Source organism: Streptomyces sp. T12 (genome assembly GCF_028736035.1).
Taxonomy (GTDB): Bacteria; Actinomycetota; Actinomycetes; order Streptomycetales; family Streptomycetaceae; genus Streptomyces.
Window position 1 is genome coordinate 7,705,558 of sequence record NZ_CP117866.1, and the last position, 14,584, is coordinate 7,720,141.

The window sequence follows — 14,584 nt, forward strand, 5'->3', positions numbered from 1 at the left end:
TCACGAGGATTCCGGCGCAGACCGGCACCTCGACACCGGAAGGCCCCAGCACGGCACCAGCGCGACCACAGACCGACAGCTCCCCCCAAGCACCCCCACTTCACGGCAGAACGGCACAAGGCAACGAATGCCCCAGCACACCTCCGGGTCCGACCGGGCGGCGATCCCCCCAGCCGCCCGCGACGGTGGCAGCGTGCGACCGCCCGCTCCCTCGACGCTCGACGAGCTGTGGCGGTCGTACAAGGCGACGGGGGACGAGCGGTTGCGCGAGCAGCTGATCCTGCACTACTCGCCGCTCGTCAAGTACGTGGCAGGCCGGGTGAGCGTCGGCCTGCCGCCCAATGTGGAGCAGGCGGACTTCGTGTCGTCGGGGGTCTTCGGGCTGATCGACGCGATCGAGAAGTTCGACATCGATCGGGAGATCAAGTTCGAGACGTACGCGATCACCCGGATCCGCGGCGCGATGATCGACGAGCTCAGGGCTCTGGACTGGATTCCACGGTCGGTGCGGCAGAAGGCGCGGAACGTGGAGCGGGCGTACGCGACGCTGGAGGCGCGGCTGCGGCGGACGCCGACGGAGGCGGAGGTGGCCGTCGAGATGGGGATCGCGGTGGACGAACTCCACGCGGTCTTCAGCCAGTTGTCGCTGGCGAACGTGGTGGCCCTGGAGGAGTTGCTGCACGGCGGCGGTGAGGGCGGCGACGGGCTGAGCGTCATGGACACGCTGGAGGACACCGCCGCGGACAATCCGGTGGAGGTGGCCGAGGACCGGGAGCTGCGGCGGTTTCTGGCGCGGGCGATCAACACGTTGCCCGATCGGGAGAAGACCGTGGTGACGCTGTACTACTACGAGGGGCTCACGCTCGCCGAGATCGGGAACGTGCTGGGGGTGACCGAGAGCCGGGTGAGTCAGATCCACACCAAGTCCGTGCTGCAGTTGCGCGCGAAACTGGCCGGCTTCGGGCGTTGACCTGGCGTGATGAGGGTGGGGTTCGGCGGAGACACTCCCGTCGGGGGTGGCGCGTCCGTAGAGTGGTTGACGTGCCAAGGATTCGAGCGGCCTCCGTGGCCGAGCACCGGTCGATGCAGCGAGCCGCCCTGCTGGACGCGGCTCGTTCCCTGTTGTCCGAGGGTGGGACGGAGGCGCTGACCTTCCCGGCTCTTGCCGAGCGGACGGGGCTCGCGCGGTCGTCCGTCTACGAGTACTTCCGGTCGCGGGCCGCCGTGGTCGAGGAGCTGTGCGAGGTCGACTTTCCCGTGTGGGCCGCGGAAGTCTCGGCGGCCATGGAGCGGGAGTCGACGGCCGAGGGCAAGGTCGAGGCGTATGTGCGGCAGCAACTCGCGTTGGTCGGGGACCGGCGGCATCGGGCCGTGGTGGCGATCTCCGCGAGCGAGCTGGATGCGGGGGCTCGGGAGAAGATCCGGGCGGCGCATGGAGGGCTGGTCGCGATGATCGTCGAGGCGCTGGCGGAGATGGGGCACGGGGAGCCTCGGCTGGCGGCGATGTTGTTGCAGGGCGTCGTGGATGCGGCTGTGCGGCGGATCGAGTTGGGCGCGGCGGAGGAGCCTGCGACGATCACGGATGCGGCTGTTTCCATGGTGCTGCGGGGCGTTCGAGGCTGACGTCGGCTGAGGGCTGAGGGCTGAGGGCTGAGGGCTGAGGGCTGAGGGCTGGGCGTGGGTGGGTTGCGTAACCCGGTGTCGCTCTCGGCCGCCCCCCCCCGCGTCGAGGCCGGTGCCGGGCTGAGGCCGGGGCCGGGGCGTCGCGCAACCCGGCGCCGGCGGGGTGCCGCCCTTCTCTGGGTCTCTGGGTCGGGAGCCGCCCCAACAGCGCGACTGCCTGCGGCTTGGCCCGACGGGCAGGGTTGAGGGCCGCGTCCGGTCGTGCGCAGTCGGCTGCTGCGACGGCTGCCAGTCAGCCTGGCAACGGCACGCCCAGCACCGGCAGCAGTCTCGATGGCCCCCTGCGCAGCAGCCACGGTGGCAGCAGCGTGAGGGGGTCCAGATAGGTCTCGCCTCTCCGCAAGCCCCAATGCACGCACGTCCCCGTGCAGTGCGAGCCGGTCGCCTCCACCGTGGCCACGACCTCCCCTGCCTCCACCTCGTCGCCCTTCTCCACCACCGCCCGCACCGGCTCGTACGTCACCCGCAGCGGCGGATCCCCCGTCCCTGTCAGCTCCACCGACACCACCCCCTTGCCCGCCACCCGGCCGGCGAAGGACACACGGCCCGCCGCCACAGCCCGTACCGGTGCCCCGGCCGGGGCGGCGAGGTCCACGCCCCGGTGGCCGCGGCCGTACGGTGTCGCCGGGGGTTCCCAGCCGCGGAGGATCGGGGGACGCAGCCCCACGGGCCATGCTCGGCCGACCGTTGGCGCGGTCGGGTCCGGGGCAGGTGCGGCGGGTGCGGTCGTGGCGGTCGGGGTGAGCCGTGGGGCTGGTGTCAGCAGGACGGTCGCCGTCAGGAGCAGCAGTAATACCAGCCGCCTGCATGCCCTTGCCGTCCTCGCGCATCGCATCTCTCGCATGCCGGAACCCTCGCGCATACGAGCTGATCATGGCCGGGATCTGTGGATAACTCCCGGGTTGTGGACAGCGGCGTCACCCGGGGCCCCGCGGGTCCCGTACACTTCTTCTGGCGATCCGGGTCACCGGGTCGACTTCGCACGCCCCGATACGACCACCGGAAACGGTCCGTATCAGCGCCCCTCGGTCCTTCGTGGCACGGCGCATGTGGGCGTCAGGCGCGGAAGCCGTCCGGCATCCGCGGCACAACCGAGAACATTCAAGGAGATACGGCCATGGCCGTCGTCACGATGCGGGAGCTGCTGGAAAGCGGCGTCCACTTCGGTCACCAGACCCGTCGTTGGAACCCGAAGATGAAGCGCTTCATCTTCACGGAGCGCAACGGCATCTACATCATCGACCTGCTCCAGTCGCTGTCGTACATCGACCGCGCCTACGAGTTCGTCAAGGAGACCGTCGCCCACGGCGGCACGGTCATGTTCGTCGGCACGAAGAAGCAGGCGCAGGAGGCCATCGCCGAGCAGGCCACCCGCGTCGGCATGCCCTACGTCAACCAGCGCTGGCTGGGCGGCATGCTCACCAACTTCTCGACCGTCTACAAGCGTCTGCAGCGCCTCAAGGAGCTCGAGCAGATCGACTTCGAGGACGTCGCCGCTTCCGGTCTGACCAAGAAGGAGCTTCTCGTGCTCTCGCGCGAGAAGGCCAAGCTGGAGAAGACCCTCGGTGGTATCCGCGAGATGCAGAAGGTGCCCAGCGCCGTCTGGATCGTGGACACCAAGAAGGAGCACATCGCCGTTGGTGAGGCCCGGAAGCTGAACATTCCGGTTGTCGCCATCCTCGACACCAACTGCGACCCCGACGAGGTCGACTACAAGATCCCGGGCAACGACGACGCGATCCGCTCCGTCACCCTGCTCACCCGTGTGATCGCCGACGCCGTCGCCGAGGGCCTCATCTCCCGCTCTCGCGTCGCCACCGGTGACAAGGGTGAGAAGGCCGCGGGCGAGCCGCTCGCCGAGTGGGAGCGCGACCTGCTCGAGGGTGAGAAGAAGGCCGACGAGGCCCCGGCCGCCGCTGAGGCCCCTGCCGCTGAGGCTCCGGCCGCCGAGGCCCCCGCCGACGAGGCTCCGGCTGCCGAGGCCCCCGCCGCTGAGGCTCCGGCCGCCGAGGGCGAGCAGGCCTGACACCGTCAGCGTTGACGGCGGGAGCGGTACTGAATCCAACAGCGCCTCCGGCGCGGTGAAGTCCGCTCCCGCCGTTCACCCGTAGGTCGACGAAAGGTCAGCGGCTTCCGCCTTCAATGGGGGCCGCAGACCCCGTAGATCTTCGATCTTCCAGACTTCGAGAAAGATTCACAGACTCATGGCGAACTACACCGCCGCTGACGTCAAGAAGCTCCGTGAGCTCACCGGCGCCGGCATGATGGACTGCAAGAAGGCGCTGGACGAGGCCGAGGGCAACGTCGAGAAGGCCGTCGAGGCGCTCCGCATCAAGGGCCAGAAGGGCGTCGCCAAGCGCGAGGGCCGCTCCGCCGAGAACGGCGCTGTGGTCTCGATCATCGCTGACGACAACTCCTCCGGTGTCCTCGTCGAGCTGAAGTGCGAGACGGACTTCGTCGCCAAGGGTGACAAGTTCCAGGCCGTCGCCACCGCGATCGCCGAGCACGTCGCCAAGACCTCCCCGGCCGACATCGAGGCTCTGCTCGCCTCCGAGATCGAGGCCGGCAAGACCGTTCAGGCGTTCGTGGACGAGGCCAACGCCAACCTGGGCGAGAAGATCGTCCTGGACCGCTTCGCGCAGTACAGCGACGGCTTCGTGCTCGCGTACATGCACCGCACGATGCCCGACCTGCCCCCGCAGATCGGTGTCCTCGTCGAGCTGGACAAGCCGAACGCCGAGGTCGCCAAGGGCATCGCCCAGCACATCGCCGCCTTCGCGCCGAAGTACCTCTCCAAGGAGGACGTGCCGGCCGAGGTCGTCGAGTCCGAGCGCCGCGTCGCCGAGGAGACCACCCGCGCCGAGGGCAAGCCCGAGGCCGCCCTGCCGAAGATCGTCGAGGGTCGCCTCAACGGCTTCTTCAAGGACGCCACGCTGCTCGGCCAGCCGTACGCGCTCGACAACAAGAAGTCCGTCCAGAAGGTTCTGGACGAGGCCGGTGTCACCCTGAAGCGCTTCTCGCGCATCAAGGTCGGCATCTGAGTCCGTACCGCGATCGACGCCCGACCCCGATAAGGTCGAGGGCAAGTCGTCCGCGGACGCCGTCACCTCGCACGCGCGCGTGACGGACGACAGCAGATCTGACGAGGAGGCCGTTGCCGCGCATGGGATGCGAAACACACCCCAACCGGCAATGGCCTTCTTCGTATGTGCACCACGTAACAAAGGCGGGATCTCGATGACCACCAAGGCCCAGAAGAGCGACGACGGCAAAGTACCCGGCCGGTTTCTGCTGAAGCTTTCCGGAGAGGCCTTCTCCGGCGGCGGGGGCCTGGGCGTCGACCCGGACGTGGTGCACAAGATCGCCCGCGAGATCGCCGCCGTCGTACGCGACGGCGCGCAGATCGCGGTCGTCATCGGCGGCGGCAACTTCTTCCGCGGCGCCGAACTCCAGCAGCGCGGCATGGACCGGGCCCGCTCCGACTACATGGGCATGCTCGGCACCGTGATGAACTGCCTCGCCCTCCAGGACTTCCTGGAGAAGGAGGGCATCGACAGCCGGGTCCAGACCGCCATCACCATGGGCCAGGTCGCCGAGCCGTACATCCCGCTGCGCGCCGTACGGCACCTGGAGAAGGGCCGCGTGGTCATCTTCGGCGCCGGTATGGGCATGCCGTACTTCTCCACCGACACCACCGCCGCCCAGCGCGCCCTGGAGATCGACGCCGAGGCGCTTCTCATGGGCAAGAACGGGGTGGACGGGGTCTACGACTCCGACCCGAAGGCCAACCCGGACGCCGTCAAGTTCGACTCCCTCGGCTACGGCGAGGTCATCACCCGCGACCTCAAGGTCGCCGACATGACCGCCATCACGCTGTGCCGGGACAACAAGCTCCCCATCCTCGTCTTCGAGCTTCTGGCGGAGGGCAATATCGCGCGCGCCGTCAAGGGTGAGAAGATCGGCACGCTTGTGGGTGAGCAGGGCAGCCAGGGCTGACGCCCGAGAGCAAGCCCGTCCGGGCGACGGACGGGACGGACCCTGACCGGGGGATGGACAATGTCCTGCCGGTCGGGAACCGTGCAGGAAGAAGACGCGACGCAGCCGGCCGCCGCCCCCACGCAGGAACCGCAGCCGGGCCTTTACTCAAGACACGCAGGAGCAAGTGGTGATCGAAGAGACCCTCCTCGAGGCCGAGGAGAAGATGGAGAAGGCCGTCGTGGTCGCCAAGGAGGACTTCGCCGCGATTCGCACCGGTCGTGCGCACCCGGCGATGTTCAACAAGATCGTGGCCGACTACTACGGCGCGCCGACGCCGATCAACCAGCTGGCTTCGTTCTCCGTGCCGGAGCCGCGCATGGCGGTCGTGACCCCGTTCGACAAGACCGCGCTGCGCAACATCGAGCAGGCGATCCGGGACTCCGACCTGGGCGTCAACCCGAGCAACGACGGCAACATCATCCGAGTGGTGTTCCCCGAGCTCACCGAGGAGCGCCGCCGCGACTACATCAAGGTCGCCAAGGGCAAGGCCGAGGACGCGCGCGTGTCCATCCGCTCCGTGCGCCGCAAGGCGAAGGACGCCATCGACAAGCTGATCAAGGACGGCGAGGTCGGCGAGGACGAGGGCCGCCGTGCGGAGAAGGAGCTCGACGACTCCACCCACAAGTACGTGGCCCAGGTGGACGAGCTCCTCAAGCACAAGGAAGCGGAGCTGCTCGAGGTCTGATGAACGACTCTTCCTGGGGGGCACCGCCACAAGCCGGGCAAGCCGGGTACTGGGGGGCCGCCGAGCGTGGACCTGTCCAGGGGGCTGCCCCGGCGGGTCCCGCGTACGATGCGCCTGAGGCGCAGCAGACTCGCCCCATGCCCATCGTGCCCGACGTACCCGCGTATGGCGGAGACCAGGATGACGACCGGGGGGCCGCTCGGCTGAGCGGCCCCTCGTTCAGCAACCGGCCGCCGCAGACGCGGCCTTACGACACGCCGCAGGCGCGGCCCTCCGAGGCGGCGCCGCAGAATCCGGAGCCCATGCCCGACGCCCCGCAGCCGGCGCCCCAGCCGCAGAAGAAGAGCGCGGGGCGCGACCTGGGCGCGGCCATAGGGGTCGGTATCGGGCTCGGTGTGGTGATCATCGCGTCGCTGTTCGTCGTCAAGGCCGTGTTCGTCGGCGTTGTCGCGGTCGCCGTCGTCGTCGGCCTGTGGGAGCTGACCAAGCGGCTCGACGAGCGCAAGGGCATCAAGGCGCCGCTCGTCCCGCTCGCGCTGGGCGGTGCGGCCATGGTCGTCGCCGGGTACGTCCGGGGCGCCGAGGGTGCCTGGGTGTCGATGGCGCTGACCGCGCTGGCCGTACTGGTCTGGCGGATGACAGAGCCCCCGGAGGGCTACCTCAAGGACGTCACCGCGGGCGTCTTCGCGGCGTTCTACGTGCCGTTCCTGGCGACGTTCGTCGCGATGATGCTGACCGCCGAGGACGGGGCGTTCCGCGTTCTGACGTTCCTGCTCCTGACGGTCGTCAGCGACACCGGCGCGTACGCCGTCGGCTGGCGCTTCGGCAAGCACAAGCTCGCCCCGCGCATCAGCCCCGGCAAGACCCGCGAGGGCCTGCTCGGCGCGGTGAGCTTCGCGATGGTGGCGGGCGCGCTGTGCATGGAGTTCCTGATCGACGACGGCACTTGGTGGCAGGGCCTGCTGCTGGGCCTCTCGGTCGCGGCCAGCGCCACGCTCGGCGACCTCGGCGAGTCGATGATCAAGCGGGACCTGGGCATCAAGGACATGGGCACGTTGCTGCCGGGGCATGGCGGCATCATGGACCGGCTGGACTCGTTGCTGCCTACGGCGCCTGTTGTGTGGTTGCTGCTGGTTCTCTTCGTGGGGTCGGGCTGACGGATCGGTCAACGCCTGGGAGCCCCCGCTCTTGCAGAGCGGGGGCTCCTTGGTTTGTGGGACGATTCCCGTGTACGCCATCGAAGACACTCAAAGGGGTCATCATGACCGCCATCCGAGAAGTCATCGACGTGGACTGCACGCCGGACGAGGTCTACGCGTATGTCACCGAACCGTCCCACCTGCCGGAATGGCAGCTGAGCGCCGTCTCGGCCGAACAGCTCGACCCAGGACCGCTCCACTCCGGCTCCCGGGTGCGGGTCACCAGGCGCATCGGAAACCGCGAGATTCCGATGACCGTGCAGTTCGACGAGCTCGATCCACCGCGCAGCTGGAATCTGCACGGGATCGACGGTCCCGTCAGGCCACACTCCCACGGCGCGATCGAGCCGCTCGACGACGGGCGGCGCTCCCGCGTGACGATCGACATCGACTTCGAGGGGCACGGCGTCGGCAAGCTCCTGGTGCCACTCGTCGTCCGCCCCCAGGTGCGCAAGGAACTGCCCCGCGACGAGCAACTCCTCAAGGACCGGCTGGAGCGCACGACCGACTAGTCCCGCACCTACGACGCACAGACGTCCCTCAGCTCCTCGGCCGCGTCGTCGATCCTGCTCGAGTCCGGGTCGGTGTCGCCGTTCAGGACGGCCTCGTTGTAGTCCTCGATCGCCTGGTTCAGGTCGTCGACCGCGGGGCCGACCTTGTCGTCGTCCGTCGTGATGTCGATCTCGTCGAGGTGCCTGCCTTTGAGGCTGTCGGCGATCACGTCGGCCTGCTGAAGACAGTCCCCCAGTGACTTGTCGGCGGGGTCGCAGCCGGTGGCGAGACCGGTGGTGAGTGCGACTGCGGCCAGGGCGGAGGCGAGGACGGAGGCGCGGGCGGCGGGACGGCGTCGGCGATCGGCGGCCATGGAACGGTTCCTTCCGGGTGGGCTGCGGTTGCCAGCAACCATCCCGTCGTACGACCGCCGCCACGAGGGAGTGATCCCCCGGGTCCATGGTGGAGCGGGCTACACCAGTGGATCTGCGACACTGGTACGGCCATGCCTAAGCCCGGAGAACTCACATTCGTCGCCCCCCGCGGAGCCAAGAAGCCGCCGCGGCACCTTGCCGACCTCACGCCCGGTGAGCGTAAGGACGCCGTCGCTGCGATCGGCGAGAAGCCGTTTCGTGCCAAGCAGCTCTCGCAGCACTACTTCGCGCGGTACGCGCATGACCCGGAGCAGTGGACCGACATCCCCGCCGGGTCGCGCGCCAAGCTGCGGGAGGAGCTGTTTCCCGAGCTGATGACCGTCGTACGGCATCTGTCGACCGACCAGGGCGACACGCGCAAGACGCTGTGGCGGCTGTTCGACGGGACGCTTGTCGAGTCGGTGCTGATGCGGTACCCGGACCGGGTGACCATGTGCATCAGCTCGCAGGCGGGGTGCGGGATGAACTGCCCGTTCTGTGCGACCGGGCAGGCGGGGCTGGACCGGAATCTGTCCACCGCCGAGATCGTGCATCAGATCGTGGACGGGATGCGGGCGCTGCGCGACGGGGACGTGCCTGGGGGGCCTGCTCGGCTTTCCAACATCGTCTTCATGGGGATGGGGGAGCCGCTCGCCAACTACAACCGGGTGGTGGGGGCCATCCGGCGGCTCACTGATCCCGAGCCCGATGGGCTGGGGCTGTCCCAGCGTGGGATCACTGTCTCGACGGTCGGGCTCGTCCCGGCCATCCACCGGTTCGCCGACGAGGGCTTCAAGTGCCGGCTCGCCATCTCGCTGCACGCGCCCGACGACGAGCTGCGCGACACCCTCGTCCCCGTGAACACGCGGTGGAAGGTGCGCGAGGTGCTCGACGCCGGGTTCGAGTACGTCCAGAAGTCGGGCCGTCGGCTGTCCATCGAGTACGCCCTCATCCGGGACATCAATGACCAGGCCTGGCGTGGTGACCGGCTCGGGCGGCTGCTCAAGGGCAAGCCGGTGCATGTGAATCTGATTCCGCTCAACCCGACGCCCGGCTCGAAGTGGACCGCTTCCCGGCCCGAGGACGAGAAGGCGTTCGTCGAGGCCATCGCCGCCCATGGTGTGCCGGTGACCATTCGGGACACCCGTGGTCAGGAGATCGACGGGGCGTGTGGGCAGCTCGCGGCGACCGAGCGGTAGTCTGACCCCCGTAAGATCGCAGTAAGTACATCTTCATATTCCGACAGGGGAGCGCCACAGCGCTGAGAGTGCGGCACCGGCCGCAGACCCTCCGAACCTGGCCCAGGTCATTCTGGGTAGGGAGATCGGTCACCACTCGAGCTGTTGCGCCCTGCCCGGAGACTTCCAGAGGTTCCGGGCAGGGCCGCGTCTCTTCCTGGTCAACCCCAGGAGGAATTCAGTGAGCATCACCAAGAAGGCCAAGGCCACGGTTTTCGCCGTCGGGTTCGGTCTCGTCGCGCTGCCCGCGTTGGCCGCGTGCGGGTCGTCCGACAGTGACGGCGGCAGCGACAGTGGCAGCGGCGGCGGTTCCAAGACCGTCACGCTCGTCAGCCACAACTCGTGGGCCGTCTCCAAGTCCGTCCTGGCTGCCTTCGAGAAGCAGTCCGGCTACAAGGTCAAGGTCCTGGAGGACGGCGACGCCGGACAGGCCGTCAACAAGGCGATCCTGACCAAGGACAACCCGCAGGGCGACGTCTTCTTCGGCGTCGACAACACCCTGCTGTCGCGGGCGCTGGACAACGAGCTGTTCCAGTCGTACGAGCCCAAGGGATCCGACCTGATCCTGCCCGAGTACCGGGCCGACCAGGACCAGCACCGGGTCACGCCGATCGACACCGGCGACATCTGCGTCAACTACGACAAGGCGTACTTCAGCGAGCACAAGCTGACCCCGCCGACGTCGTACGACGATCTGGTCAAGCCCGCGTACAAGGACCTCCTCGTCACCGAGAACGCCTCCACCTCCTCGCCCGGGCTCGGCTTCCTGCTCGGCACCGCCGCGAAGTACGGCGACGACGGCTGGCAGGACTACTGGAAGAAGCTGAAGGCCAACGGCGTGAAGGTCGTCGACGGCTGGGAGCAGGCCTACAACGAGGAGTTCTCCGGCTCGGCCGGCGGCAAGAAGGCCAAGGCCGACCGGCCGCTCGTCGTGTCGTACGCCTCCTCGCCGCCCGCCGAGGTGATCTACGGCGACCCGAAGCCGACCACCGCGCCCACCGGTGTCGCGGCGGGCACCTGCTTCCGCCAGGTCGAGTACGCGGGCCTGCTGAGCAACGCCGAGAACGCCGCGGGCGGCAAGGCGCTCCTCGACTTCATGCTCACCAAGACGTTCCAGGACGACATGCCGCTCAACATGTTCGTCTACCCGGTGCGGGAGGCCGCCCAGGTGCCCGAGGAGTTCGTGAAGTACGGACCGCAGGCCAAGAACCCCGAGACCATGGACCCGGCGAAGATCGCCGACAACCGTGACGACTGGGTCAAGTCGTGGACCTCGCTCGTACTGAAGTAGCCGAAGCAGTCCCGCGTAAGGGACGCGCGCGGAGCGTGGCGGTGCGGCTCGGCCTCGTCGCCGCGCCCGTCGTGTTCTTCGGGCTCTTCTTCGCCTACCCGGTCGCCGCGATCGTCGCGCGCGGGCTGAAGGTCGACGGGGTCTGGCAGTTCGGGCGCCTGGCGGACGTGCTCGGAGAGTCCGACATCCGGCACGTGCTGTGGTTCACCACCTGGCAGGCGCTCGCCTCCACCGCGCTGACCCTGCTGATCGCGCTGCCGGGCGCCTACGTCTTCGCCCGTTTCGACTTCCCCGGCAAGCAGGTCCTGCGGGCCGTGGTGACCGTCCCCTTCGTGCTGCCGACGGTCGTCGTCGGTACGGCGTTCCTCGCGCTCGTCGGCCGCGGCGGACTGCTCGACGAGCTGTGGGGCGTACGGCTCGACACCACCGTGTGGGCCATCCTGCTCGCGCACGTCTTCTTCAACTACGCCGTCGTCGTACGGACGGTCGGCGGGCTCTGGTCGCAGCTCGACCCGCGGCAGGAGGAGGCCGCGCGGATGCTGGGGGCGTCGCCTCTGAAAGCCTGGCGTCAGGTCACCCTCCCCGCCCTGGCGCCTGCCGTGGCCGCCGCCGCGCTCATGGTCTTCCTGTTCACCTTCACCTCCTTCGGTGTCGTCCAGATCCTCGGCGGGCCGACCTTCTCGACCCTTGAAGTGGAGATCTACCGGCAGACGTCCGAGATCTTCGACCTGTCCACGGCCGCCGTCCTGACGATCATCCAGTTCCTGGCGGTGGGCGCGATCCTCGCCGTGCACGCCTGGACGGTACGGCGGCGGGAGAGCGCTCTGCGCCTGGTGGACGCGTCCGTGACCGCGCGGCGGCCCCGCGGGGCGGGGCAGTGGGCGCTGCTGGCCGGTGTCCTGGCCGTCATCGTCGTACTCCTGCTGCTGCCGCTGGCCGTGCTGGTGCAGCGCTCGCTGGACGCGCCCGACTTCGGCTACTACCGGGCGCTGACCAGTGCCGACGGCGGGGTCTTCCTCGTCGCGCCGATCGAGGCGATCGGCAATTCGCTCCAGTACGCCGTCGTCGCCACCCTCATCGCCGTGCTGATCGGCGGACTGGCCGCGGCTGCGCTGACCCGACGGGACGCGGGCCGGTTCGTACGGGGCTTCGACGCGCTGTTGATGCTGCCGCTCGGGGTGTCCGCGGTGACGGTCGGCTTCGGGTTCCTGATCGCCCTGGACGAGCCGCCGCTGGACCTGAGGAGCACCTGGATCCTCGTGCCGCTGGCCCAGGCGCTGGTCGGGGTGCCCTTCGTCGTACGGACCATGCTGCCCGTGCTGCGGGCCGTGGACCAGCGGCTGCGGGAGGCGGCGTCGGTGCTGGGGGCGTCGCCGTGGCGGGTCTGGCGTGAGGTGGATCTGCCGATGGTGCGGCGGGCGCTGCTGATCGCGGCCGGGTTCGCCTTCGCGGTGTCGCTCGGCGAGTTCGGGGCGACCGTGTTCATCGCGCGGCCCGACAATCCGACGCTGCCGGTGGCCGTGGCGCGGCTGCTCGGGCGGGCCGGCGAGCTCAACTACGGCCAGGCGATGGCCCTTTCGACGGTACTGATGGTGGTGTGCGCGGTGGCGCTGCTGGTGCTGGAGCGGCTGCGGACCGACCGGACCGGGGAGTTCTAGATGCTGCTGAGCCTGGAAGGCGCGACCGTCCGCTTCGGTGGGCGGGCGGTGCTGGACGCCGTCGACCTGGACGTCGCCGAGCACGAGATCGTGTGCGTGCTCGGGCCGAGCGGCAGCGGCAAGTCGACGCTGCTGCGGGCGGTGGCGGGGCTGCAACCGCTCGATGCCGGGCGGGTGTCGCTGGACGGGCGGGACCAGGCCGGGGTGCCCGCCCACAAGCGGGGTGTCGGGCTGATGTTCCAGGACCATCAGCTGTTCCCGCAGCGCGATGTCGGGGGCAACGTGGCCTTCGGGGCGCGGATGCATGGTGCCTCGAAGGGTGAACAGGTCGGGCGGGTAGGGGAGTTGCTCGATCTGGTCGGACTGCCGGGCGCCGCCCGCCGTGCCGTCGCCTCGCTCTCCGGCGGGGAGCAGCAGCGGGTGGCGCTGGCCCGTGCGCTCGCGCCCCGGCCGCGGCTGCTGATGCTGGACGAGCCGCTGGGCCAGCTCGACCGTTCGCTGCGGGAGCGGCTCGTGGTCGAACTCCGGGAACTCTTCGGGCGGTTGGGCACCACCGTGCTGGCCGTGACGCACGACCAGGGCGAGGCCTTCGCGCTCGCCGACCGGGTCGTGGTGATGCGGGACGGGCGGATCGCCCAGACCGGGACGCCGCTGGAGGTGTGGCAGCGTCCGGTGGACGAGTTCGTGGCGCGCTTCCTCGGATTCGACAACGTGGTCGAGGGCACGGTCGCCGGAGAAGCCGCGGACACGCCCTGGGGGAAGCTCCCGGTGGGCGAGGGCGCCGCGCAGGGCACGCGGACGCTGCTCGTACGGCCGGCCGGAGTGCGGCTCGTGGCCGCCGACGAGGGGCTGCGCTGCACGGTCGCGGCGCGGACGTTCCGGGGCACGCACGTGGCCGTGCACCTCCAGCCGGAGGATGCGCCGCGCCTCGAGGCGGCGTGCGCCCTGCGGGACGCGCCGGAGGTCGGGGACGAGGTCGGGGTGGAGTTCGACGCGGCGGAAATTGTGCTGCTGGGCTGATCGCCCGGCACGTAGGGTGCGGGGCATGACGCCCCTCCCGCACGATCGCTACTGCGACGAAATCGCCCACCAGGTCGGCCTGTTGAGGGCCGTGGTGACCTCCGGAGCCGACCTGTCGGCCACCGTGCCGACCTGCCCGGACTGGTCGCTGGAAGAGCTCGTACGGCACATGGGCGGCGCCCTGCGCTGGGTGGAGCTGATGGTGCGGACGCGGGCGCAGGAGGAGGTCCCGGAGGAGGAGATCCCGCTCGGCGGCGGACCGGACGGACAGGGTGACCCCGCCGCACTCGACGCCTGGCTCGCGGAGACCGGCGAGATGCTTGTCGCCGCGCTGCGGGAGGCCGGACCCGACGCGAAGGTGTGGGGCTGGGCCGGGGTGTTCAACGCCGGGTTCTGGGCCCGCCGTATGGCCCACGAGATCACGATCCACCGCGCGGACGCCACCCTCGCCGCCGGGCTGCCCTACGAGGTCGCCCCGGACATCGCCGCCGACGCGATCGACGAGTGGCTGGAGATCGTCGAGTGGGCCCAGCGGACGCTGCCGGACGACCCGGCGCGGGAACTGCGTCGGCCGGGGAGCAGTATCCATATCCACGCCACCGACACCACGCCCGAGGTGAACGGGGAGTGGTTCATCGACCTCTCCGGGGACGTCATCGCCTGGCGGCGGGGCCACGAGAAGGCGACCGTCGCGCTCCGGGGGCCACTCACCGCCGTACTGCTCGCCTTCTACCGTCGACTGCCGCTGGACAGCGAGGAATTGGTGATCGTCGGTGAGCGGGAGCTGTTGGAGTTCTGGTTGGAGCGGGCCACCTTCGGCTGAGGCCGGCCGACGAAAGCGATGGCCCGCCCCCGGGAAGGGGACGG

15 protein-coding genes and 1 riboswitch are annotated in these 14,584 nt (G+C 69.6%); of the genes, 13 read left to right on the top strand and 2 right to left on the bottom strand.

Annotated features, from left to right (window positions below):
* Window positions 1-127 precede the first annotated feature (127 nt).
* Together whiG and PBV52_RS34770 are read left to right on the top strand one after the other, a co-directional pair.
* Entirely contained in the window at window positions 128-970 is an 843-nt protein-coding gene (gene whiG, locus PBV52_RS34765; RefSeq protein ID WP_274243766.1) for an RNA polymerase sigma factor WhiG, read from the top strand.
* Between the two features lie 95 nt (window positions 971-1,065).
* A complete protein-coding gene (locus PBV52_RS34770; RefSeq protein ID WP_274249778.1) occupies window positions 1,066-1,623 on the top strand; it encodes a TetR/AcrR family transcriptional regulator in 558 nt (185 codons plus the stop codon).
* Between the two features lie 292 nt (window positions 1,624-1,915).
* On the opposite strand, the gene PBV52_RS34775 is transcribed toward PBV52_RS34770, so the two are convergent.
* Window positions 1,916-2,518 carry a murein hydrolase activator EnvC gene (locus PBV52_RS34775; RefSeq protein WP_274249779.1) on the bottom strand — a complete coding sequence of 201 codons (603 nt, stop codon included), beginning with the start codon at window positions 2,516-2,518 and terminating at the stop codon, window positions 1,916-1,918.
* A 282-nt stretch (window positions 2,519-2,800) separates the two neighbouring features.
* On the opposite strand from PBV52_RS34775, the gene rpsB reads away from it, so the two are divergent.
* The 6 genes from rpsB to PBV52_RS34805 all read left to right on the top strand — a co-directional run bounded on the left by rpsB (window position 2,801) and on the right by PBV52_RS34805 (window position 8,117).
* Window positions 2,801-3,709 carry a 30S ribosomal protein S2 gene (gene rpsB / locus PBV52_RS34780; protein ID WP_274243768.1) on the top strand — a complete coding sequence of 303 codons (909 nt, stop codon included), beginning with the start codon at window positions 2,801-2,803 and terminating at the stop codon, window positions 3,707-3,709.
* A 178-nt stretch (window positions 3,710-3,887) separates the two neighbouring features.
* On the top strand, window positions 3,888-4,724 hold the full coding sequence (gene tsf / locus PBV52_RS34785; protein ID WP_274243769.1) for a translation elongation factor Ts: 837 nt from the start codon (window positions 3,888-3,890) through the stop codon (window positions 4,722-4,724).
* Between the two features lie 196 nt (window positions 4,725-4,920).
* Window positions 4,921-5,679 (top strand): UMP kinase, encoded by a 759-nt coding sequence (gene pyrH / locus PBV52_RS34790; protein WP_274243771.1) that lies wholly within the window; start codon window positions 4,921-4,923, stop codon window positions 5,677-5,679.
* A 169-nt stretch (window positions 5,680-5,848) separates the two neighbouring features.
* Window positions 5,849-6,406 (top strand): ribosome recycling factor, encoded by a 558-nt coding sequence (gene frr, locus PBV52_RS34795; protein ID WP_030943211.1) that lies wholly within the window; start codon window positions 5,849-5,851, stop codon window positions 6,404-6,406.
* Window positions 6,406-7,563 carry a phosphatidate cytidylyltransferase gene (locus tag PBV52_RS34800; protein ID WP_274243776.1) on the top strand — a complete coding sequence of 386 codons (1,158 nt, stop codon included), beginning with the start codon at window positions 6,406-6,408 and terminating at the stop codon, window positions 7,561-7,563. The genes frr and PBV52_RS34800 overlap by 1 nt, the downstream gene beginning before the upstream one ends.
* 104 nt (window positions 7,564-7,667) lie before the next feature.
* Window positions 7,668-8,117 (top strand): SRPBCC family protein, encoded by a 450-nt coding sequence (locus PBV52_RS34805; RefSeq protein WP_274243777.1) that lies wholly within the window; start codon window positions 7,668-7,670, stop codon window positions 8,115-8,117.
* A gap of 8 nt (window positions 8,118-8,125) precedes the next feature.
* Here the strand turns inward: PBV52_RS34805 and PBV52_RS34810 are convergent, their stop codons facing one another.
* Window positions 8,126-8,470 (bottom strand): hypothetical protein, encoded by a 345-nt coding sequence (locus PBV52_RS34810; protein WP_274243778.1) that lies wholly within the window; start codon window positions 8,468-8,470, stop codon window positions 8,126-8,128.
* A gap of 132 nt (window positions 8,471-8,602) precedes the next feature.
* Between PBV52_RS34810 and rlmN the strand changes: the two genes are divergently transcribed.
* The 5 genes from rlmN to PBV52_RS34835 all read left to right on the top strand — a co-directional run bounded on the left by rlmN (window position 8,603) and on the right by PBV52_RS34835 (window position 14,540).
* Window positions 8,603-9,709, top strand: coding sequence for a 23S rRNA (adenine(2503)-C(2))-methyltransferase RlmN (gene rlmN, locus PBV52_RS34815; RefSeq protein ID WP_274243780.1), 1,107 nt, complete (start codon window positions 8,603-8,605; stop codon window positions 9,707-9,709).
* Between the two features lie 35 nt (window positions 9,710-9,744).
* Window positions 9,745-9,850: riboswitch (TPP riboswitch) on the top strand.
* Between the two features lie 79 nt (window positions 9,851-9,929).
* Complete coding sequence (locus PBV52_RS34820) at window positions 9,930-11,039, top strand: thiamine ABC transporter substrate binding subunit (protein WP_274243782.1); 1,110 nt, start codon at window positions 9,930-9,932, stop codon at window positions 11,037-11,039.
* On the top strand, window positions 11,015-12,697 hold the full coding sequence (locus PBV52_RS34825; RefSeq protein ID WP_373921945.1) for an ABC transporter permease: 1,683 nt from the start codon (window positions 11,015-11,017) through the stop codon (window positions 12,695-12,697). The genes PBV52_RS34820 and PBV52_RS34825 overlap by 25 nt, the downstream gene beginning before the upstream one ends.
* Entirely contained in the window at window positions 12,698-13,717 is a 1,020-nt protein-coding gene (locus PBV52_RS34830) for an ABC transporter ATP-binding protein (RefSeq protein WP_274243786.1), read from the top strand. It begins immediately after the preceding gene.
* Window positions 13,718-13,742: 25 nt separating this feature from the next.
* Complete coding sequence (locus PBV52_RS34835; RefSeq protein ID WP_274243787.1) at window positions 13,743-14,540, top strand: maleylpyruvate isomerase family mycothiol-dependent enzyme; 798 nt, start codon at window positions 13,743-13,745, stop codon at window positions 14,538-14,540.
* Window positions 14,541-14,584 lie beyond the last annotated feature (44 nt).

Excerpts from the sequence above, each read along its gene's own strand:
- whiG (WP_274243766.1), top strand. The coding sequence starts at position 128 with ATGCCCCAGCACACCTCCGGGTCCGACCGGGCGGCGATCCCCCCAGCC.
- PBV52_RS34775 (WP_274249779.1), bottom strand. The coding sequence starts at position 2,518 with ATGCGATGCGCGAGGACGGCAAGGGCATGCAGGCGGCTGGTATTACTG.
- rpsB (WP_274243768.1), top strand. The coding sequence starts at position 2,801 with ATGGCCGTCGTCACGATGCGGGAGCTGCTGGAAAGCGGCGTCCACTTC.
- tsf (WP_274243769.1), top strand. The coding sequence starts at position 3,888 with ATGGCGAACTACACCGCCGCTGACGTCAAGAAGCTCCGTGAGCTCACC.
- pyrH (WP_274243771.1), top strand. The coding sequence starts at position 4,921 with ATGACCACCAAGGCCCAGAAGAGCGACGACGGCAAAGTACCCGGCCGG.
- PBV52_RS34800 (WP_274243776.1), top strand. The coding sequence starts at position 6,406 with ATGAACGACTCTTCCTGGGGGGCACCGCCACAAGCCGGGCAAGCCGGG.
- PBV52_RS34805 (WP_274243777.1), top strand. The coding sequence starts at position 7,668 with ATGACCGCCATCCGAGAAGTCATCGACGTGGACTGCACGCCGGACGAG.
- PBV52_RS34810 (WP_274243778.1), bottom strand. The coding sequence starts at position 8,470 with ATGGCCGCCGATCGCCGACGCCGTCCCGCCGCCCGCGCCTCCGTCCTC.
- rlmN (WP_274243780.1), top strand. The coding sequence starts at position 8,603 with ATGCCTAAGCCCGGAGAACTCACATTCGTCGCCCCCCGCGGAGCCAAG.
- PBV52_RS34830 (WP_274243786.1), top strand. The coding sequence starts at position 12,698 with ATGCTGCTGAGCCTGGAAGGCGCGACCGTCCGCTTCGGTGGGCGGGCG.
- PBV52_RS34835 (WP_274243787.1), top strand. The coding sequence starts at position 13,743 with ATGACGCCCCTCCCGCACGATCGCTACTGCGACGAAATCGCCCACCAG.